Annotated in this window: 18 protein-coding genes, 1 other RNA gene and 1 riboswitch; of the genes, 15 read left to right on the forward strand and 4 right to left on the reverse strand. The window is 37.8% G+C overall.

From position 1 onward, the window contains the following. Positions 1-14: 14 nt before the first annotated feature. On the reverse strand, positions 15-470 hold the full coding sequence (rnhA, locus tag BUB05_RS13600; RefSeq protein WP_073050167.1) for a ribonuclease HI: 456 nt from the start codon (positions 468-470) through the stop codon (positions 15-17). Between the two features lie 2 nt (positions 471-472). Next, on the reverse strand, positions 473-997 hold the full coding sequence (locus tag BUB05_RS13605) for a DUF4364 family protein (RefSeq protein ID WP_073050168.1): 525 nt from the start codon (positions 995-997) through the stop codon (positions 473-475). Positions 998-1144: 147 nt separating this feature from the next. Between BUB05_RS13605 and BUB05_RS13610 the strand changes: the two genes are divergently transcribed. From BUB05_RS13610 to BUB05_RS13680, 15 genes are all read left to right on the forward strand, one after another. Then, positions 1145-2284 carry a polysaccharide deacetylase family protein gene (locus BUB05_RS13610; RefSeq protein ID WP_073050169.1) on the forward strand — a complete coding sequence of 380 codons (1140 nt, stop codon included), beginning with the start codon at positions 1145-1147 and terminating at the stop codon, positions 2282-2284. Between the two features lie 152 nt (positions 2285-2436). Next, positions 2437-3162, forward strand: coding sequence for a class I SAM-dependent DNA methyltransferase (locus BUB05_RS13615; protein WP_073050170.1), 726 nt, complete (start codon positions 2437-2439; stop codon positions 3160-3162). 3 nt (positions 3163-3165) lie between these two features. Further along, positions 3166-4047 (forward strand): Hsp33 family molecular chaperone HslO, encoded by an 882-nt coding sequence (gene hslO / locus BUB05_RS13620; RefSeq protein ID WP_073050171.1) that lies wholly within the window; start codon positions 3166-3168, stop codon positions 4045-4047. 115 nt (positions 4048-4162) lie between these two features. Beyond that, positions 4163-4900 carry a DUF6873 family GME fold protein gene (locus BUB05_RS13625; RefSeq protein WP_073050172.1) on the forward strand — a complete coding sequence of 246 codons (738 nt, stop codon included), beginning with the start codon at positions 4163-4165 and terminating at the stop codon, positions 4898-4900. Beyond that, complete coding sequence (locus BUB05_RS13630; protein WP_073050173.1) at positions 4890-5897, forward strand: 3'-5' exoribonuclease YhaM family protein; 1008 nt, start codon at positions 4890-4892, stop codon at positions 5895-5897. The genes BUB05_RS13625 and BUB05_RS13630 overlap by 11 nt, the downstream gene beginning before the upstream one ends. Before the next feature lie 4 nt (positions 5898-5901). Then, positions 5902-9261 carry a PD-(D/E)XK nuclease family protein gene (locus tag BUB05_RS13635; protein WP_073050174.1) on the forward strand — a complete coding sequence of 1120 codons (3360 nt, stop codon included), beginning with the start codon at positions 5902-5904 and terminating at the stop codon, positions 9259-9261. Further along, positions 9254-12769: a helicase-exonuclease AddAB subunit AddA gene (gene addA / locus BUB05_RS13640; RefSeq protein WP_073050175.1), complete on the forward strand. Its 3516-nt coding sequence runs from the start codon at positions 9254-9256 to the stop codon at positions 12767-12769. Before BUB05_RS13635 ends, addA begins: the two co-directional genes overlap by 8 nt. 101 nt (positions 12770-12870) lie before the next feature. Then, positions 12871-13046: non-coding RNA, 6S RNA (gene ssrS / locus BUB05_RS13645), on the forward strand. 34 nt (positions 13047-13080) lie between these two features. Further along, positions 13081-13872, forward strand: a complete 792-nt coding sequence (locus BUB05_RS13650) for a histidinol-phosphatase HisJ family protein (RefSeq protein ID WP_073050176.1) — start codon at positions 13081-13083, stop codon at positions 13870-13872. Between the two features lie 14 nt (positions 13873-13886). Then, the gene (locus tag BUB05_RS13655) at positions 13887-14498 is read left to right on the forward strand and encodes a DUF445 domain-containing protein (RefSeq protein ID WP_073050177.1); all 612 of its coding nucleotides are present in this window, start codon (positions 13887-13889) and stop codon (positions 14496-14498) included. A gap of 173 nt (positions 14499-14671) precedes the next feature. Continuing rightward, positions 14672-14756, forward strand: a riboswitch (glycine riboswitch). A gap of 48 nt (positions 14757-14804) precedes the next feature. Continuing rightward, positions 14805-15074, forward strand: a complete 270-nt coding sequence (locus BUB05_RS13660; RefSeq protein WP_073050178.1) for an ACT domain-containing protein — start codon at positions 14805-14807, stop codon at positions 15072-15074. A gap of 9 nt (positions 15075-15083) precedes the next feature. Beyond that, positions 15084-16442, forward strand: a complete 1359-nt coding sequence (locus BUB05_RS13665) for a PFL family protein (RefSeq protein WP_073050179.1) — start codon at positions 15084-15086, stop codon at positions 16440-16442. A gap of 201 nt (positions 16443-16643) precedes the next feature. Beyond that, on the forward strand, positions 16644-17579 hold the full coding sequence (locus BUB05_RS13670) for a DMT family transporter (protein ID WP_094762951.1): 936 nt from the start codon (positions 16644-16646) through the stop codon (positions 17577-17579). Then, on the forward strand, positions 17563-18333 hold the full coding sequence (locus BUB05_RS13675) for a hypothetical protein (protein ID WP_073050180.1): 771 nt from the start codon (positions 17563-17565) through the stop codon (positions 18331-18333). The genes BUB05_RS13670 and BUB05_RS13675 overlap by 17 nt, the downstream gene beginning before the upstream one ends. Continuing rightward, on the forward strand, positions 18314-18934 hold the full coding sequence (locus tag BUB05_RS13680) for a histidine phosphatase family protein (protein ID WP_073050181.1): 621 nt from the start codon (positions 18314-18316) through the stop codon (positions 18932-18934). The genes BUB05_RS13675 and BUB05_RS13680 overlap by 20 nt, the downstream gene beginning before the upstream one ends. 108 nt (positions 18935-19042) lie before the next feature. On the opposite strand, the gene BUB05_RS13685 is transcribed toward BUB05_RS13680, so the two are convergent. Continuing rightward, positions 19043-20269: an ATP-grasp domain-containing protein gene (locus BUB05_RS13685; protein WP_094762952.1), complete on the reverse strand. Its 1227-nt coding sequence runs from the start codon at positions 20267-20269 to the stop codon at positions 19043-19045. 4 nt (positions 20270-20273) lie between these two features. Then, entirely contained in the window at positions 20274-21011 is a 738-nt protein-coding gene (locus BUB05_RS13690; protein WP_073050183.1) for a glycosyltransferase family 2 protein, read from the reverse strand. Positions 21012-21082: the final 71 nt, after the last annotated feature.

The following is a 21082-nucleotide window of genomic DNA, read 5'->3' on the forward strand; positions in this document are numbered from 1 at the left end:
GAAGGGATTGAAAGCTACCTTACGCTATCAATCCCTTTATTTGCCAATTCATCGGCTTTCTCATTGTATTCAATTCCGGCATGCCCCTTCACCTTTATGAGTTTGACTTTCTTGAAGGATTCAAGGAGTTCAAGCATCTCAATCCATAGTTCCTTGTTTTTAACACTTTCCTTTTTGGAATTTTTCCAGCCGTTCCTTCTCCAATTCACATACCATTTCTGGTTGATGCAGTTGATTATATACGCAGAATCCGAATATATTTCCGTTTCAAGATCTTTGTTTTTAACCAGTTTAAGTGCCTCTATTATGGCTGTCATCTCCATAATGTTGTTTGTTGTATTCTTGGCACCCCCAAAGATTTCCTTCTCATGCCCGCGATACATAAGTATTGCTCCCCAACCGCCGATATTTGTGCTGCTCTGGTTGCCGGAACATGCTCCGTCCGTATATATGATTAGTTTTTTAGACATTATTACCTCATTACAATTTTTATTATTTCAGAGTATATTTCTTCAGGGTTTTTATCCCATTTGGTCACTATTTTTTTTGCCAGGTCTTCTGAAGGTACGTTGACTGAAAGATTGAAAACAGTTACAGTATTTTCAAAAGCCTGCATTACCACTGTATAGCTTCCATCCTTTCTGTCAAAATAATGAGCCAAAAGATCGCGTTTTTTCTTTATTTCCTTTCTCAGATTCTTTGAAGAATTGGAAACTTCATTCTTAAAGCTTTGAGGAATCTTGTCGCTGAACATTTCAACAGATTCCGAGCCAAGTCGTGTAAGCTTGTAGCATTCCTTGTTGTGTATATGTTCTATTTCAAGGAAATTATTCTTTCGCAAATCATTCAGAAGTTCGTGAAGGGTAAAGTAATCCATATGATTGTTTTCGACCACATAATTCGTCAAGTCCACATTGTCTATTGAAGTGTTTATGGATTTCAATATATATAATAGCTTAAGCTTGATTTGAGCCAGTTTAGTACCGCTGTCAAACAAAATATCACCACCTGACAAGTATTATAACATCATTAACAGTCTTTTTCTATTGTTAATGATATTGTTTATGAATTTATTGTAATTAATTAATTATCATATGGATTAATTTGTAAAAATATAATACAATGAAAAAAAGGGGTGATTCTTATGAAAAAAATCAAAGCTCTAATTTTGCTGTGTGCAGTTTTGTTGGCAACAGGATGCGGCACAGTTGAAAATACTCCGGTTGATGATTCTGCGGAAGAATCAGGAAATGAAATTAATCTTGAAAATAGTGGAAATAATTCGACGGAAATAGATACTGAAGTGGAAACTGAAGAAGAAAATGATAATGGGGATAATTCAACTGGTGAGAACGACCAGCAGGACGAAGATGAAATAAGTGTAGATTTTTCCCTGGAGCCAAATGAAGCAGGAAGGGTAATGGTTCTTATGTACCACAGCATAGACGATGATGAAGCTGAATATGAAATTTCCGTTGAATCCTTCAAACAGGATCTGGACTATCTATATGAGCACAACTACAGACCTATTGCCATCGACAAGTACATGAATGGAGAAATAGACACACCGGCAGGATATACTCCTGTAATATTGACGTTTGACGATGCCCACCAGAACAATTTCAATATTATTGAGGAAAACGGAGAAATGAAAATAGATCCTGATTCGGCAATTGGAATAATGGAGGACTACAATGAAAAATATGAGGATTTCAATATTACGGCAACCTTTTTCATATTTGGAGAAAATCCTTTCAGGCAAAAGGAATACATTGACTACAAGATAGAATACCTTCTTGAGCATGGCTATACCATAGGCAATCATTCATATGCACATGAGAACCTTAGCGAAATGACTACGAAAGAGGAAGTTGAATATGCAATAGGAAGGGAGGTCAAGTATCTTGATGAACTGACAGGCGGAAAGGCGATTGATGTCCTGGCCATACCATTTGGAGTTAGCCCCGTAGGTGAATTAAAGGACTATATGTATGAGGGCAACTATGAGGGATACGAGTATAAGACAGAACTTGCACTTGAAGTTGGGTGGTATCCATCATATTCGGTTTTTGATTCAAGGTTTGACAACAGGTCGGTGCCTAGAATCAGAGGGAGCAAGACTTCTGATACATCTGAATCGGAAGAGTGGTTTGCCCATTTTGAAGAAAAGCCTTATCTTAGATTTGTAAGCGACGGTTACGAAGGAATTGTCACTGTGCCGGCGGACTGGGAAGAAATAATAAACCCTGACAGTATTGGAGACAGGGAACTACTAATTTACTGAGGTGAAAAATATGGATTATAGAATACTAGTTGTTGTTGCATTCTTGATTATCATTATCAGTATTCAGTACACGTTGAACAAAATTCTTCTTGAACTTAAGGACATGAGAAAACTTCTTTATACTTTATTAAATAATAGAAACAGGTGAACTGATGAGCTATAGTGAATTTGCAGAAATATACGACACAATGATGGAAGATATACCCTATGAGAAATGGGTTGATTTCATCAAAAAAAACATAAGGGGCGGCAGGATTCTTGAAATAGCCTGTGGCACAGGAGCTGTTACAAGAGTTCTGGCTGCTGAAAATTACAGGATAACAGCATTTGACGTATCTGAGGAGATGCTTGTCCATGCATATGAAAAGCTGAGAAAATATCCCAATGTTGAAATACTCAATATGGATATGAAGAATATTTCCCTTGATAGAAAATTTGATGTTGCATTATGCTGCTGCGATGGTATAAACTATCTAATTGATGACAGTGAGCTGAATGAATTTTTTAAAAGTGTTTATGAGCACCTTGATGACAAAGGTGTTTTCATTTTTGATTATAGCACCATATACAAGCTTGAAAACCATTTAGGCAACAAGACCATTGTCAGCGAGGAAGACAACATATTCATGGTTTGGGAAAATGAATATGACAGTGAAAAAAACACCTGTGAAATGGATATAACCTTTTTTGTAAGGGATGATAATGGCTTGTACAGGCGACTGAACGAACATCAGGTACAGAGATCATACAGTATCGACAAGATTAGCGGGCTTCTTGCCGATGCCGGCTTTTCAAATATCAGGTGTTACAGCGGGTACAGCTTTGACAGCAGCAAACCGGATGATGAAAGAACTGTAATTGTATGCAATAAGGAGTAATGAATGAAATACATGATTAGAGGAATAGACAAGAATATAATGTTTAGATTTTTTGCAGTGGATACGACAGAGGTTGTAGAACAGGCAAGGGAATATCACAATACAACACCTGTCGCTTCTGCAGCCCTTGGAAGGATGCTTACGGCAGGCCTTCTGGTGGGTTATACACTGAAAAACGAACAGGACAAGGTGACAATAAGGGTCAACGGAAATGGTCCTGTAGGCACGGCCCTGGTAACTGCCGACAGCATGGGTAACGTAAAGGGATATCTGGATAATGGAAATGTTGAACTGCCCCTTGCAGCCAACGGCAAGCTGAATGTGGGAGCCGCTGTCGGTAGAGACGGATTTGTACAGGTAATAAAGGACATTGGTTTAAAGGAACCCTATTCAGGAAGTGCAAGGCTTGTTTCAGGAGAAATTGGAGAGGACATAGCCGCATACTATTTTCATTCGGAACAACAGCCTACTGTAATTGGACTTGGAGTACTGGTGGACAAGGACCATTCAATAAAAAGTGCCGGCGGTTTCATGCTGCAGCTGATGCCTGGTCTTACGGAAGAGGAAATTGTCCTTATTGAGAATTCAATTGGGAAGATAAAAAATGTTTCTTCCTATTTTGAGAACGGTGATGAACCTGAAAATGTAATCAGAGAGTTGCTGCCGGACTTTGAACTTGAAGTGACAGAAAAAATTCCTGTTCAGTACAAATGCGACTGTTCGGTGGAAAGAATGGAGCAGGTGCTGATTTCACTGGGAGAGGAAGACCTCGAAAAAATAATACGCGAAGACGAAAAAGCAGAAATAGTATGCCATTTCTGCAACAAGCGATATACATTCAACAAGGACGAACTTGAAAGCATTATGGATAAAAAGAAAAGTTGAATTTGATGAATAGATAAAAAAAGAAAACAATGGTTTTCTTTTTTTATTATTAATCGGTTTTATTGTCAAAACTTGCTTTTGACCTTCAAATCATGTATATGTTATAATTTTCATTATGTATGAGGATAAGACCGTTGCCGTAATAGACTATAGAGCCGGTGGCGAAATAATTGAAAACTTGAAAAAACTGAATATTCATGTTGTGACTACAAGAAGGCATGATACCCTGTCTGAGCCTGTTAACGGACACCCTGACATGGTCATGTTCAAGGATGAATCTTCGGGAATCATAGTTTGCCCTGAAGAATATAACTATTATGAAGAATGTTTGCAGCCTTTCAACATAAAAATCCTAAAAGGTTGCAATGAACTTGGAAATAAATATCCTGGAAATATCCGCTATAACGGTGTTTTAAATGGAAATGTCTTTTTCCACAAGGTCGATTCGACAGACGCAAGAATTCTTGACATGATGAAAGGCAGGAATATCAAATGCATCAATGTAAACCAGGGTTATACCAAATGTTCAACGGTAACCTTGGGAAGCGGCGGAATAATAACATCTGACGCCGGCATCATGAAAGCGGCCGTGGAAGAAGGTTTTGACGCCCTTTTAATATCATCCGGGTATATAGGCCTTGATGGATATGATTATGGATTCATTGGCGGTTCCACAGGATTTGTAGACAATACGCTTTATTTTACTGGACGCATAGATAAACATCCGGATTGCAGAGAAATCATGCGATTTCTCTATGAAAAGGGTATTGAAACAGTTTTTTTATCTAATAAATGTATTTACGATTTGGGAACAATTATTTTTTTAAAACAAGGAGAAGAGTGTGAAAAATAAATTTGTTATGGAACTTAAACCAGGCATGAAAGTTGATGATATTTTCATGGTGAAAAATTCAGATACCAAAACAGACAAGAATGGCAACTACTATTTGGATATGACGGTATCTGACAATTCCGGAGATATAGTGTGCAGGAAGTTCAGGGCTACAAATGAAGAAATCGAGTGCGCAAAAGTAGGAAAGGTATTGAAGATATCAGGAATGGTAAAGGAATATAATGGAAACATCAATTTCAATGCAAATACCATGGAATGCATATATGAAGATCAATACAATATTCTTGACTTCATAGCTGCAGCGCCGATCAAGCCGGAAAATATGCTTTCGGAAATCAAGGTTTTTATTAACAAGATACAAAATAAGGAAATAAGGAAGGTTGTTATAGAGATACTGAGCATTTACAAGGATAAGCTTATGTATTACCCTGCAGCCAAGGCAAACCATCATTCCATAAAGAGCGGACTTCTCTATCACATGCTTAGAATGCTTAAAACAGGAGAAGCTATAGGTTCGGTATATGAAAACATTAATATGGACCTTGTCTATGCCGGAGTGCTCCTTCACGACATCTGCAAGATAGAAGAGATGGATTCCAATGCCTTTGGAGTAGTTGAGGACTATACAATGGAAGGCAAGCTTCTTGGCCATATAGTAATGGGAATAAAAATAATCGAAAAGGTTGCGGATAAGTTACAGGTGGAGAGTGAAATCAAGATAATACTTGAACATCTTCTGCTGACACATCACTATGAACCGGAATATGGAAGTCCAAAGAAACCTATGTTTCTTGAAGCTGAGATTTTACACTATTTGGATATTATCGACGCCAGGGTATTTGATTTTGAAAAGGCGCTTAAGGGTGTCGAGCCGGGTAATTTCTCCGACAGGGTATGGGTGCTTGACAACAGGACCATTTATAATACCGTATATGACAAAGAACAGGAAATCAAGGAGATATCGGCAGGAGAACAACTAAGAATCAGTCAGGAGTGATGAGATGCATCTTGAGATAGTGAGGGGAATGCACAATTCCGGAAAGACGAAATATATTTACGATAAGATGAAGGAATTGTCCAGGGATATGGAAGCCAGTTGTATACTCATAGTCCCTGAACAGACAACCTATGAGAAGGAAAAAGAGATAATTGCCTATCTGGACACTGAAGGAATAATAAATATTCGAGTCCTTTCTCTCAAGAGAATGGCGTTTGCCGTACTGGAAGAGACAGGCGGGATCAAGACACCCTTGATAAATGATTATGGAAAGATAATGCTTCTTGGAAACATCATGAGAAGAAAAAAAGGAGAGCTTTCAGTCTTCAAGAAGTCAAGCAGTCAGGAAGGAATGTATAATGAATTCAACAGTCTTATTAACGAATTTAAGTCCTGTGGTATTTCAATTGACTTCATCAAGGCTGTTTCAAACAGTATAACCGATGATGAAAATCTGAAAAACAAGCTGAGAGATATTGGAATCGTATATGAAGAGCTTCAAAAACATCTTGACGAGAAGTTTCTTGATGACGAGGATACCATAAGTCTCAGTTCGAAAAAAATTAGTGAATCCAACCTGGTCGGTAACTCCTATATATTTCTTGATGAATTCGAGAATTTCACAGTCAATGAGTTAAAGCTTGTAAGGGAGCTTGTGAGGTATTCAAAGGATGCAGTTGTTTCTGCCACTATTCCTCATGACTACGAATCCAATGGTGACAGTCAGGAGGAATTTGAATCGGGTTGGAAAATGGTGGCGGACCTGAAATCTCTCAGAGAAGTTGGAATTGATGTAGTAGAGAAATTCATGGATGGTAGAAACAGCCTCAAGGATGACATACAATTCCTCTCATCTTCCATATTTGGCTATGACAATGTTTTTTACAAGGTGGAACCTGAAAACATTGGCTTTTTTTATGCAAAAAATCCTTACGAAGAGATAAAAACTGCAGCGGACATGATAATAAAGGATGTAAGGGACAATGGCTACAGGTGGAAGGATATAGCACTGGTTACCGGCGATGAGTACCAGTATGCAGTAAATGTGGAGAAGGTGTTTCCCGAATATGAAATACCATATTTCTTGGACAGTAAAAGAGAGATTATTAATCATCCCCTGGTTGTCATGATATTGTCAATTCTGGATATAGGGATAAAGAACTATAGACAGGGTGATGTCATCAGGTTTTTGAAATGCGGGTATACGGATCTGGATAAGAGCAGCATTGAAGATCTTGAAAATCATGCAATTAGATATGGAATCGATGGATACAAGTGGAAGCTGGAAATTAAGTACGGATCCGGAGACCTTGAAGAGCTGGAAGCTTCAAGGAGGACAGTAGTAGATTTGCTTAAGCATGTGGATGGACTTGTAAAGGAGTCGACCTGGGAGGAAAAGATCAACATCCTTGTACAAGTCATAACAGAATTGAAAATATATGAAAAGATAAAGAATGAAACCTATGAATTGAGAAATCGGGAGATGTTTGAAGAAGCTTACGAGAATTCACAGATATGGAATTCCGTTATGGAAATATTCGAACAAACTGTGAATATCTCAGGAGAATCTGAAACCGGAATAAGGGAATTCAGAGATATGATTACAACCGGATTTGAAGAATTCAGCATAAGCATCATTCCACCTGACGATGACTGTGTCGTACTTGGTGTAATAGGAAAAACCCTGGTTGAGAAGAAAAAGGTATACTTTGTTGGAATGAATGAGGGAGTGGTACCTTCTATCCATACCAGCCGGGGAATACTCTACGATGATGAAAGGGATTATCTAATTGAAAAAGGAGCTGGAATCTTCAGCAGAAACGAAGATGTTTCCATGGAGAAATTCAAAATTGGGAAAATACTCAATTCGGTAAGTGATGGAATTGTATTTTCATATTCACTGGGAGATGCAGAAGGAAGGACAATGCTCCCTTCGACATATTCTGAAAGGATAAAATCCATCTTCCCTGAAATGAAAGTGGTTGGAGGTATCCTGGAAAATGAAGAAATGCCTGAAAAGACAAGACCTTGTCTCAACTATGTATCCGAAAGGATAAGAGCGGATATAAATGGCTTTGAAATGGATATAAAAGATAAAAATCTTCTTTATTGGATCAGGGAAAACAAAACTGACTTTTCAAGCCTGATGGACGAGGCTTTTTCCTATGACAACAAGGCCGTCATTGAAGATGAAAGCCTTGTAGAAGAAGTTTTTGACATGCCTTTGAAAATGTCGCCTTATTCGGTGGAAAACTACAACACCTGTCCTTTCAAGTATTTTGTTGAAAATGGATTGAAGCCTGTTGCAAGAGAGGAATATAAAATTGATTACAAGGACATTGGAAGCCTCTACCATAAAATTATTGAAGAAGTCACAAACAGGATCATAGAGGATGATGAATTCATAGAAAAGGACATTGTACAGCTGAAGGAAGAAGTGAAAAACATATCGGACTCAGTGTTTTCAATTGAAAATGAAAGCAATGATCTTATTAACGACAGCCATAGAAACAGATATATAAGATCGAAAATTGAATCAACTACTGAAAAGGCTGCTCTCAGCATTGTTAAACAGCTGAAGAACAGCAAATTCAAACCTGCATACAGCGAAGCGTCTTTTGGCTTGGATAAAGGAGATATGAATCCGGTTGAGCTGAAGAACGAAAAGGGTTCTGTTTACCTTCGGGGAAGAATAGACAGGATAGATGTCTACAAAGATGATGAAGGAGCTTATATAAATATTATCGACTACAAGTCGTCAAATAAAAATATTGATCTTAACGATGTCATGAATGGACTTCAAATTCAACTCTTCCTCTATCTTGATGCAGTGATCAAGTATAATAGCGGCATCTTTGAAAATAAGGGAAGTTTTGGAGGCGTCTTCTATTTCCATATTGATAATCCCATACTGGATGGAGATGTTGTGGATATTGAAGATGTTGATGGAGAAATATTCAAAAGGTTTTCTCTGAAGGGTTATGCAATAGATGATATAAACATAATAAGCAAGATGGATGTAAACTTCATGGAAAACAAGTCTTCTAATGTTCTGGAAAGTATAAAGATGACGAAAAAGGAAAAGTTTTCCGCAACTTCCAGGATACTCAAGGAAGAACACATAAAAAAGCTTCTTCATATAATTGAAAAAAAGATTATTGAAGTTTCCGATTGTATAGAAAAAGGAAAGATAGAAATAAAGCCATATAAATATAAGAACAGGATACCATGTGAGTATTGTGATTTTTTGTCAGTTTGTCAGTTTGACAATGAACTTGAAGGAAATGAATACAACAGACTCAAATACTTGAAGAAGGAAGAAATTATGGAAATTCTGGAAAAGGAGGATGGCGAGAATGGTTAAATGGACAGAACAGCAACAGTCGGCGATTGACAACAGGAGCAAAAATCTGCTGGTATCTGCTGCAGCAGGATCAGGCAAGACAGCTGTTCTCGTTGAAAGGATAATCAGGTCTGTAATAGATGACAATACAAACATAGACAGATTCCTTGTAGTAACCTTTACAAATGCAGCTGCTTCCGGCATGAAGGAAAAAATCAAGGAAGCGATGATTTCCTCCATGAATGAAATAAATGGGGCCTTCTTAAAAAAACAGCTTGGTCAGATTGGAAACAGCAGCATATCAACAATGCATTCCTTTTGCTTTGATATAATCAGAAAATACTTCTACCTCATAGATCTTGATCCTGATTTCAAGATAATGGATACAAATGATTCTGAAATTCTTCTTGAAGAGACTGTCAATGATTTGCTGGAAAGAAGATATGAAGAAAAAGACGGCAGTTTCCTCCTTCTCATAGACTCTTTTTCTGAGAACCGGGGAGATGAAAGAATAGTAAGCCTGGTGAAGAGGCTTTACAAGACTGTTCTCAGTTACCCAAATCCTATGGGATGGCTTAGGGATGCTGTTGACCAGCTTGATGTGAGTTTGGGGGAAGTGGATGATACCTTATGGATACGAATACTCAAGAATGAAGGTGGAAAATACCTGGATTTTGCAGAAGATATCCTTAAGGATGCAATAAGCATATGCCCGGAGGATTTGCCGTATTTTGATACACTCCAGGAAGACAGGTCAAATCTCTACAACCTTAAGGTCCTTCTTGAAAATGACTTTGAAAGGTTCTGCATGACTGCTGGAGCCCTTTCTCATCCAAGGCTCAAGACATTAAGAAAAGACAAGAAAGAAATGTTTGATCCGGAACTGATAGAAGAGGTGAAATATTCAAGAGAAAAATACAAGAAGACAGTTGACGGAATAAAGAAACATATGCCTAAAAGCAGTTATTCCGCTATGGCCAGGGATCTTGAATTCATGCATCCCATAATGGAAGCCCTTTATAGTTTTGTCGAAGACCTTCACCATGAGTTCAGAAGAAGGAAAAAGGAAATGAAATCACTGGATTTCAATGATGCCGAGCATCTGGCACTTGAAATACTTGAGGAAGATGAGGCATCTGTTTATTATAGAAACAAGTTCAAATATATATATGTCGATGAATACCAGGACAGCAATGGCATACAGGAGGAATTGATCAACCGCGTCAAAAGAGAAAACAATCTCTTCATGGTAGGGGATGTGAAGCAAAGCATATATCGGTTCAGGCAGGCGGATCCTACTCTTTTCATAGAAAAATACAACAACTATAAAAAGCCTTCGGAGAAAGACAGTCTTGTTCTTTTGAACAAGAACTTCAGAAGCAGAGGGGAAATTCTTGATTTTACAAATTATCTTTTCAGCAAGCTCATGAATGAAGAGCTTGGCGAGATTGATTATAATGAGGATGCATATCTTTACAGAGGTACTTCATTTGAAGCAGGTGAAAAGCCACTGGAAATAAATGTAATAGAAAAGAAGATGGAAGAATCAGAGAACGGAGAAGAAGGGGAGTTTATTGATCAGGAACTTCTGGAGCTTAAAACAAATGAGCTGGAAGCAAGATTCATAGCGAACAAGATAAAAGAGCTGAAGGCAGGGGAAACCTATGATGCTAAAAATAAATGCTGGAGAAAAATCAGATACAGCGACATTGTGATACTTCTAAGATCGGCAGCCAATTGGGCAAGTGTATTTGAAGATGTTTTTTACAATGAAGGCATTCCATTTTATTCAGATGTATCAAACAGTTATTTTGATACAGTAGAAATAAAAGTCATGATGAATGTTTTGAGAATAATTGACAATATCAAGCAGGATATTCCGCTATTAAGCGTAATGAGGTCTCCTTTCGGAGGGTTTTCCATAGATGAATTGGTGAAGATAAGACGGTTAAAGAAGGATGGAGAATTTTTTTCAGCCTTCCTTAAAAGCGATGATCTTGAAAATGAAAGACTGAAAGGGAAAATCGAAAAATTTAGAGGTCAAGTTGAAGAGTGGAGATTCAAGTCCAGAACAATCAGTTTGAGCAGGCTTCTATGGGAAATAATGATTGATACAAAATACTACTACTTCAACGGTCTCATGAAGAACGGCAATTTGAAACAGGCTAATTTGAGGCTTCTTGTTGACAGGGCAGGCGTTTTTCAAAAGGACGGATACTCAGGCATTTCAGATTTCATCAAGTATATGGATAGGGTCAGGAAGTCTTCAGGTGACATGATGACAGCAAAGATTCTGGGTGAAAATGATGATGTTGTAAGACTTATGACGATTCACAAGAGCAAGGGTCTTGAGTTTCCCGTAGTCATTTGTGCAGGACTAAACAAGAAATTCAACAAGTCGGATTTGACTGGTGACCTGATATTAAGCAGGAAATGTCTGCTTGCTCCAAAGTATATAAACAGGGAAGAAAGCATCTACAAGGAAACACTTCCAAGATTTGCCTCAAAGATTCAAATAAACAGAGAAAATCTCTCTGAAGAAATGAGGGTTCTTTATGTTGCTCTCACAAGGGCTGTAGACAAACTTATTTTAACTGGAACCGTGGATGATTTCACAAAATGGAAGGAGAAATGGAAGAAGGAAAAGATTGACTATATAAATACCTTGTCGGCATCATCTTATCTTGACTGGATAGGTTATATATTGAACAAGGAAGAATCAGTATACGAAGTTCATAAAGTCAGTATCTTGCATTTTACAAAGTCCAATGATTATGAGTCATTGGAGACCAGGGACTGTCTCGAAAGGATTTTCCAGGGAGAGTGGAGAGATGATGAAGTGTATGAATCCATAAATAGAAAGATGAACTGGAAATACGAATTCGGTGAAAGGAGTTTTGTTCCCGACAAGATAACGGTAACTGATATCAAAGAGCTGAGAGGGGAAAATAAAAACCTTAGGAACAGGATTCCGGCTTTGAGAGACATACCGCTTTTCAAGAGCAGGGTATCCGGATTTACTCCTGCTGAAATTGGTACAATAAATCACTCGGTGCTTCAGCTCATTAAGCTGTCCGGAGATATGGATCACGATTATATCAAGGATTCAATAAATGAAATGATCGATAAAAAACAGCTTACTGAAGAGGAGGCCGGAGTTGTGGAAATAGAGAGGATACTGGATTTCTACAGTTCATCCCTGGGAAGAAGAATGGTAAAATCTCAAGAAGTATACAGAGAACAGCCTTTCATATTGAAGAAAAGTGAAGGAGATATAGTCCAAGGGCCGGGAAAGGGAAGGACGATACTGGTACAGGGGATAATAGACTGTTATTTCAAGGAAAAAGGAGAGCTGGTTCTTGTGGATTACAAGACTGACAGAGTATTTGACGATGTGGATAACCTTGTTGAACACTATTCACCCCAGATTCATACTTACAGGGAGGCACTTGAAAAGCTTACAGGTTTAAAAGTAAAGGAATCCTATCTCTATCTCATAAATTCGTCAAAGGCAATTAAAGTAAATTAATTTTCTCTTTACATTTACTGGGAAAGCAACTATAATACAATGTATTGTGAAAAATATGTAATTTGATTATTTTGAATTTTTGGATTATAATAATAGTAGGAAATAGCCTGCAATGTTTGAGGTACCATTTAATTCAACCGACATAATTTGAACGGGAGTTCACGTTCCCGGAATTGATGACGAAACTGCTTGTCAGGGGGTCAGAAGTTCGAGACAGAGCACCCACCTGCTGTGAGGCGGGTATGAATTAACTGGGCCGCGGCAAAGCGGGTTTTTTGCAGCCTAGGCACAATAATAAATCAGGTGATGAAATGTATGATTTCCATGTAAGGTCTCTGTATTCAGCAGGATGCAGGTATGACATTGAAAAGATGGTCAAAGCAGCCATAAAGAAGAAAATAAAGCTTGTTTACATAGCTGATTTCTATGAAATCAATGAAAAAAAAGACTGGGACATGTCTTTTGATTTGTATGAATATAGAAACGAGATTCAAAGAATCAATAAAAAATATGATGAAATAGAAATCTTGTCTGCTATAGAGCTGGGAATTGATGAAAGCGAATATGGCAGATTTGATGCTTTGATGGACAATGTACAGGTTGACATGATAATTTTGTCTACCCACAAGGTAAATGGAGTATATCTCAGTGATGAAAGATTCTATTCGGAGAAGCATACCTTGGAGATATATGAAGAATACTATACGGAAATTCTTGAAAGCATAAGATCCTTTGACAACTTTGATGTGGTTGGTCACTTGGACCTGATTGACAGGTTTAAGGAAAGATACTACATGGATTTGGAATTTACCAAGTATAAAAAAATAATTTCTGATATTCTTAAGGAGATTATTGAAAAAGACAAGTCTATTGAAATAAACACGAGCGGATACCATTCCATTGTAAACAGACCCTATCCTAAAAAGGAAATCCTCACAATGTACAAAAAGCTTGGAGGAGAAAAAATTGTAATAGGTTCGGATGCTGACAAGCCGGAGTTCATTGGATACAAGCATAAGGAATTGATTTCAGACCTTAAGGATATTGGATTTAATCATATTACAGTTTACCGCAAAAGAATACCACATATGGTTAGATTTTAAGAAAGGACATAAAGATGACAAATATTTTAGTAAAGATCTTCATATTGGCTTTAATAGGATCAGCAATTGGATATGTAACCAATGTACTAGCCATAAAATTGCTTTTTAGACCTTATGAAGAAATAAGAATACCAATAATCAATTTTAGGATTCAGGGCGTAATCCCTATGAGACAGAAGGAAATAGCAAAAAATATTGGTGAGATCATAGAACAGGAACTGGTCAGTATAAGCGATATACTGGATAATTTTGTAACAGAGGATAAGATTCATGGACTGCTTCTTTCAATCCAGAACAAACTGAAAGCAGTAATAGATGTGAAAATATCTGAAATGCCGCTTCTGGCAGGATTCAAGGGAATGATTTTCGGATATATCGACAGGATCATGGAAGAGGAAGGGCAGGACTATATCAAGGAAATAATCCACAATATAGGTGTCAATGCACAGGAGGAGATTAAGATAAATGAAATGGTTGAAGAAAAAATTAATGCCTTTGACCTTTCAAAACTTGAAGAACTTGCATATGAAATAGCGAGGAAGGAGCTTAGACATATAGAGGTTCTTGGAGGAGTTCTTGGTTTTATGATTGGTATTGTACAGGGTATTGTTGTTCATCTGTTTTAGAAAAAAATTCGAGAATGGTAAAAGTGTTTTTTCATCGCAACAATTGTATGCAAATCTCATGTTTTGAAATTTATTTTAATTATATCTTGAAAAAACATAAGACTTGTCATATACTTGATGATATTATTAATACGTTGGTTGAAGGTTTCGGAAGTTAACATACGACCGTTTCTGGACAAACTTCTGGAGAGACTCGAAAGAGCACCGAAGGGGCAAGCATAATGCGAAACTCTCAGGTAAAAGGACAGAGGCAGAAATAGATTTCTGCGGGCCTTTGTGCCCGTTTTTATATTAAAGGAGGAAAACATGAAAGCAGTATTAACCATAATTGGACAAGATAAAGTAGGCATAATAGCAAGGGTTTCAAACGTGTTGGCGGAATGCAACATCAATATTCTGGATATCAACCAGACTGTTATGAGGGAATATTTCACAATGATAATGCTAACTGATCTTACTGACGTGAATGTGTCTTTTGCTGATGTTCAAAAGAAGCTTGAAGAAGTTGAAAAAGAACTTGGAATGAGTATAAGGATTCAAAGAGAAGACATATTCACAAAGATGCATGAAGTGTAGGAGGCAGCAATGATAAACAGAAATAAGATAATGGAAACCATTGGAATGGTTGAAAAGAACAAGTTTGACATCAGGACCATTACAATGGGCATATCACTTCTTGACTGTGCACATGAAGATGGAAAAATTGCCAGACAAAAAATATATGACAAGATAACTAAAAAAGCTGAAAATTTTGTAAAAACAGTGGAAGAAGTTGAAAGGGAATATGGAATTCCAATAATCAACAAGAGGATTGCCGTAACACCAATATCCATAGTTGCAGGAGCAAGTACAGACAAGGACTATGTGGAATATGCAAAGATTCTTGACAAGGCTGCTGAAGAAGTGGGAGTAGACTTTCTAGGAGGTTTTTCCGCACTGGTACAGAAGGGATTCACCAAAGGCGATGAAATCCTAATAAATTCTATTCCTGAAGCATTGGCAGCTACAAACAAGGTTTGCTCCTCAGTGAATGTAGCAAGCAGCAAGGTTGGAATAAACATGAATGCCGTGAAGCTCATGGGAGAAATAGTAAAGAAAACAGCCTACCTGACAAGGGACCAAGACAGTATTGGGGTGGCAAAACTGGTTATCTTTGCAAATGCAGTTGAAGACAATCCCTTCATGGCTGGAGCCTTCCACGGTGTTGGAGAATATGAAACTTCACTTAGCGTTGGAGTCAGCGGTCCTGGAGTTGTCAAGGCGGCTCTTGAAGATATCAAGGGAGAATCCTTTGATGTTGTTGCCGAAACAATAAAAAAGACTGCATTCAAAATAACAAGGGCGGGAGAAATTCTTGTAAATGAAATTTCAAGGAGACTTGACGTTCCTTTCAACATCATGGATCTTTCGCTTGCACCTACACCTGAAATTGGCGACAGTGTAGCCAGAATTTTCGAGGAAATGGGACTGGAAAAAGCTGGAGCCCATGGAACCACTGCGGCCCTTGCTATGCTCAATGATGCTGTGAAGAAGGGTGGAATCATGGCTTCATCCCACGTTGGCGGATTAAGCGGAGCGTTCATTCCTGTAAGTGAAGATGAAGGTATGATAGAGGCGGTGGATATAGGCGCTATCTCAATAGAGAAACTGGAAGCAATGACCTGTGTATGTTCTGTAGGTCTTGACATGCTTGCCGTACCTGGAGATACTCCGGCAAGCACACTGTCTGGAATACTTGCGGATGAATGTGCAATAGGGGTCATAAACAACAAGACGACAGCTGTAAGGATAATACCTGTGTATGGCAAAGGTATTGGAGAAGAGGCCGAATTCGGTGGTCTACTTGGAAGAGCTCCAATAATGCCTGTCAGCAAGTACTCGAGTGAAGACTTCATCAACAGGGGTGGAAGGATACCTGCACCGATACACAGTTTTAAAAACTAAATTATCAATATATTGAACTGTAAAATATTTGATTGTTTGAATGAATCCGTCTTTATATTAAGGCGGATTTTATTTAGCTTACAAAAGTTAAATTGCATAATCTTCTTAAATGTTGGTATAATGCGTGTAAGTGACAATAAAAGTTTCAATTGATTGTATTTGTATTTTAATGTATCATCATAATGATTGAGGAAATCAAATATGAATAATATAATTCCGGGGGGCATAGAAATGAACAAATCACCGTCAAAATATTTTGTTTTTTTAGGATTGTTCTTTACATCCACATCATCCATTTTTGTAAGGTCCATAGATGCACCGTCCCTTACAATAGCATCATACAGACTTCTGGCAGGCACTCTTTTCATGATGGTTCCATTTTTAAGAAACTGGAGCAGGAAAGGGACTACATTGGACAGAGAAGGCTTTTTTCTTTCTGTTGTGAGCGGAATCTTTCTTGCAGGACATTTTGCAACATGGATAAGCTCTCTGGAGTATACAACGGTTTCAAGCTCTACGGTACTGGTGGCATTAAGCCCGATCTTTGTTGCTTTTTTTAATTTCATAGTCTTGAAGGAAAGGCTTAAGAGGATTCAAACTATTGGAATTTTAGTATCAATAGCAGGAGCGGTTATAATATCTGCAGGAGATATTGCAGTGTCGGGAGAAGCTCTTTTCGGTGACTTTCTAGCTTTCATGGGAGCGGTTTTCGTTGCAGGGTATCTGCTTATCGGGAAAAAAGTTAGGAAATACCTGACTCTTTCAGACTATGCTTTTGTAACTTATGCCTCTGCTGCAGTAACACTTTTTGTTCTCGCAGTTATAATGAAGACTGATTTGTCACCAGGCGGACCGACACAGTTGTCAGTAATGTTTCTTCACGGCATAATATGTTCAGGCCTTGGACATACTACATACAATTGGATGCTTCAGCACGTTTCTTCAACATATGTATCGACTGTGACCCTTGGAGAACCTGTATTCGCCAGCATACTTGCATTTCTGATATTGAGGGAGACACCGTCATTGCAAACTGTTGCAGGAGGGATGATTGTAATAGCAGGACTATATGTCTTTGTCAAGTCGCCGGATTTATCAGGCATGATATCAGGGAAAAAATATGAAAAAACAAATTAAATGGATTTTTATCCTTTCACTGACATCGGTATTAATACTGAATTTCTATTATATTGGGAGCATTGCAGCAATGCTGTATTATAATGACTATAATGTCAGGAAATCAAATATGTACCATTACATTGATGAAATAGAAATAGCTGATCCTGACGGAGACTGGTACCCGTTAATGAATAAATTTTACGCTGAAGGATTTTCCCGATATGCAGATGAAGACGTTGAGCTGCTGATAATGTATTCATATGGAGATTTCAAGCTTGGAACCTCTACTCTTTTTGACAGTGAGAGTCCGCAGTTCAACAGCTTCTACGGATGTTATATAATAAAGGGAAATAAAGATGAATATTTCGGCTGCGACAGATATGGAAAGATATTGATTGACAGGATAGCCCTTGTACCTGAATATGATTTTAAATATCTTGTGGCAGGAGATATGGGGCTGGCAAAGGAAGATTTCTTTCTGGAATATGAAGTTGTCGATTCAAGGGTACAAAATGAATCGGACTATCTTGAAATGAAAATAAGAACAAACAGCATCTATCATGGCTATGAGGAATTCAATATCAATTATGTCCAATACGGCATTCCATACAAAAAATGTGAAAGGAAAGATTTTTATCCAATTGACATATATTGCAAATTGAAGATAGAAAAGGTTGAAAACAATACTGTTATTGTATATTATATATTTACGCCAACCAAGGAACTTATGGACAGTTGGAACGGAGGAATTTATGAAGGTTTATATAACTAGACATGGAGAAACGGAATGGAATATACAGGGAAAGATACAGGGATTTTTGGATTCGCCTCTGACGGAACAGGGACTTTGGGGAGCTGATAGGCTTTCGGAGGCAATAAAGGCAAAAAAAATTGATTATATAATAGCTAGTCCCCTAATGAGAGCTTTCAGAACAGCGAAAATAGCTGCAGGAGATTCAAATATTCCTGTTTTAACGAGCGACAGTCTTAAGGAAATAAACTGTGGTGATTTCCAGGGATACGGCTTTAAGGAAGTCTGGGAGGTATATCCGGAGTTGAAAGATATCATCAAGATGGATCCATACAATTTTAAATACCCGGGAGGAGAGTCGCTTAAAGAATTCAACGAGAGGGTTATAGGTGGATTTGAGTCCATACTTGAAGAATACAAGGATTCAAATATTTTGCTGGTAGGTCATGGTGGCACTATTAAATGCATCACAAATTACATCTTCAAGGAAGGAGATTCGAAATCCTGGTTTGTCAATGTGGTGGACAACTGCAGCCTAACGGAATTTGACTATGATTCAGGTGAATTCACTCTTGTGGACTTCAACAATACTGAACATATGAAGGATGGCAAGATAGTCTAATGATTACTTCGATGCCGAAGGCTTACATAATGTAACCGAGGTCTCAAGTGGGTATGCATGCTTTATCTTGGACGTCATGTAAAGAAAAAAGTCGGTTTAAGATTGATCTTAAACCGACTTTATTAATAAATTTTTTCCATTTTCATCCAGTATCCGCATATTATCAAATGCGTATTGGATATTTTTTTTGAGTTCTGCTTCATTGCTGCCTGCAACAATGAAGTGACCTGCCCTCAAAGTGGCATTCTTGATTTCTCCCAACTCATCGCCTGCTTTGAAATTGTATGCTCCATCAATTATTCTTCTTTCTTCTATCAGTTTGGAAATGCCGTCCATAGTTACTATCTTTCCAGGTCTGGCAAAAAACAGTACCACGTTGAGTTTTTCGGATGTTTCGTTTACATAATTGTCTTTTCCCAAATGATTTTTCTTTTTCAGAGTATCGTTTAACAATAATGTATGCATGTCTACACCTGTAAGGTATTTGATATACACATCCTCGAAGGCACCTCCGATTCTTGCAGCGGTTTCGTTCACAAGAACCCCTTTGGCGCCTGCGAGCATCTGGAAGTATATCGGACCATGAGATATTGCAAAGGCTTTTACTAGTGCCTCTGTCAGCCTGATTATTTCTTTTCCGTGTTCATCATAGTGTTTTGAGGGAAAATTGTGGGACGTGCAAATGCCTATATGGGGATGCAGGTCAAAGGTGACCCTGTCGGTTATGGACAATATATGTGCCTTTCCGTCTACAACCCATCCTGATACTGTGATTTCATCGTTTTCATAAAACTCTTCAATTAAGATCTCGTCTTCCTCGGTGAATGAAAAGGTTTCATCGATAAGTTCTTCAAGTTCTTTCATTGAGTCTATTTTCAGTACACCTCTTTGACCCTGGCTGTCAAATGGCTTGATCACAACGGGGAAGTCAAGACCCTCAATGTCTTTTTCCTTATAGTTCCTCTTGATATATCTGTATGCAACTGTTGGTATATCATGTTTTGTGAATATGTCTTTCATTAATTTCTTGTTTGTCAGCTTTTTGGCCATACCGGAAGCAATATAAAAATTGAGGCCGGTCTTCTCAGAAGCGAGAGCTCCTGTATATACGGGCTGATCGGTGCCGGCTGTCAATATTCCATCTACGTTGTGCTTATTTATGGTTTCAACTATTCCATCAACGTCAAAAGTTGAAACATCCTCTTTAACATCAGCATATTCTTTTCCTGGAGGATTTGAGAAATAGTCGCACAATACCACTTCGTGTCCTCTTTTCTTGAGTCCCTTTATCAAGGATACCTGGCAGTTGCTGCCTCCTAATACGATAAATTTCATGATTTCACCTGTTAATTATTTTTTTTATTTTGTACTGTCTTCCTCTTTTTCTGAAAATTTCAAGAAAACTGAAATTGCTGTAGTAAACAATTATCCTAAAAAAGATAATCAGTTGTTTCTTGAAGTTGTAGTTTGATTTCCCGTGTTTTCGACAGGCCTTCCTATAAAAGATATTTCCAATTTTATGACTGTGCTTGACAACGGCTGCAGAAATATATACGTATCTGTAGTTGTCAAGAAGGATCGAATCCACAGTAGTTCTTCTTATTATTCTAAAGGAACTGATCCTTTTATCACGGGGTTTTTTTAAGATATAAGTAAATAGCCTGTCTGTCAGTTTTGAACCGAAATTCCTGTAGTTTTCGTCATATCTTACATCGGTTATGCCGTAAACAATATCAAACCCTTTCTTTATTTCATCAATAAGCTTCGGAACAACATCAATGGGATGTTGAAGATCATCGTCCATGTTTACGACAAGACTGCCTCGTGAAAGTCCAAGACCGCAGAAAATAGCGTTCTGCTGACCTGAATTTTTTTCAAGGAAAACGGATATGATTTTGGGATTGCTACAACTTAGCATTTCCATTGCTTTTCTTGAATTGTCCGTAGAGCAGTCATCGACCAGGATGATTTCATAATCAAACCCATATGAATAAGAAAGTGAGGTAATGTTTTTGCATAATTCATCCAATGATTTCTCGCTGTTGTATACAGGGATTACAAATGATATTAGTTCCATCTAATCAACTCCACTAAATATTGTCACATATTTGTCAAGGAATTTACAATATGGTTTACTTATATTGGATT

It is taken from the genome of Dethiosulfatibacter aminovorans DSM 17477 (assembly GCF_900142005.1).
Classification (GTDB): domain Bacteria; phylum Bacillota; class Clostridia; order Tissierellales; family Dethiosulfatibacteraceae; genus Dethiosulfatibacter; species Dethiosulfatibacter aminovorans.

Excerpts from the sequence above, each read along its gene's own strand:
- rnhA (WP_073050167.1), bottom strand. The coding sequence starts at position 470 with ATGTCTAAAAAACTAATCATATATACGGACGGAGCATGTTCCGGCAAC.
- BUB05_RS13610 (WP_073050169.1), top strand. The coding sequence starts at position 1,145 with ATGAAAAAAATCAAAGCTCTAATTTTGCTGTGTGCAGTTTTGTTGGCA.
- BUB05_RS13615 (WP_073050170.1), top strand. The coding sequence starts at position 2,437 with ATGAGCTATAGTGAATTTGCAGAAATATACGACACAATGATGGAAGAT.
- hslO (WP_073050171.1), top strand. The coding sequence starts at position 3,166 with ATGAAATACATGATTAGAGGAATAGACAAGAATATAATGTTTAGATTT.
- BUB05_RS13625 (WP_073050172.1), top strand. The coding sequence starts at position 4,163 with ATGTATGAGGATAAGACCGTTGCCGTAATAGACTATAGAGCCGGTGGC.
- BUB05_RS13635 (WP_073050174.1), top strand. The coding sequence starts at position 5,902 with ATGCATCTTGAGATAGTGAGGGGAATGCACAATTCCGGAAAGACGAAA.
- addA (WP_073050175.1), top strand. The coding sequence starts at position 9,254 with ATGGTTAAATGGACAGAACAGCAACAGTCGGCGATTGACAACAGGAGC.
- BUB05_RS13650 (WP_073050176.1), top strand. The coding sequence starts at position 13,081 with ATGTATGATTTCCATGTAAGGTCTCTGTATTCAGCAGGATGCAGGTAT.
- BUB05_RS13655 (WP_073050177.1), top strand. The coding sequence starts at position 13,887 with ATGACAAATATTTTAGTAAAGATCTTCATATTGGCTTTAATAGGATCA.
- BUB05_RS13660 (WP_073050178.1), top strand. The coding sequence starts at position 14,805 with ATGAAAGCAGTATTAACCATAATTGGACAAGATAAAGTAGGCATAATA.
- BUB05_RS13665 (WP_073050179.1), top strand. The coding sequence starts at position 15,084 with ATGATAAACAGAAATAAGATAATGGAAACCATTGGAATGGTTGAAAAG.
- BUB05_RS13670 (WP_094762951.1), top strand. The coding sequence starts at position 16,644 with ATGAATAATATAATTCCGGGGGGCATAGAAATGAACAAATCACCGTCA.
- BUB05_RS13675 (WP_073050180.1), top strand. The coding sequence starts at position 17,563 with ATGAAAAAACAAATTAAATGGATTTTTATCCTTTCACTGACATCGGTA.
- BUB05_RS13680 (WP_073050181.1), top strand. The coding sequence starts at position 18,314 with ATGAAGGTTTATATAACTAGACATGGAGAAACGGAATGGAATATACAG.
- BUB05_RS13685 (WP_094762952.1), bottom strand. The coding sequence starts at position 20,269 with ATGAAATTTATCGTATTAGGAGGCAGCAACTGCCAGGTATCCTTGATA.
- BUB05_RS13690 (WP_073050183.1), bottom strand. The coding sequence starts at position 21,011 with ATGGAACTAATATCATTTGTAATCCCTGTATACAACAGCGAGAAATCA.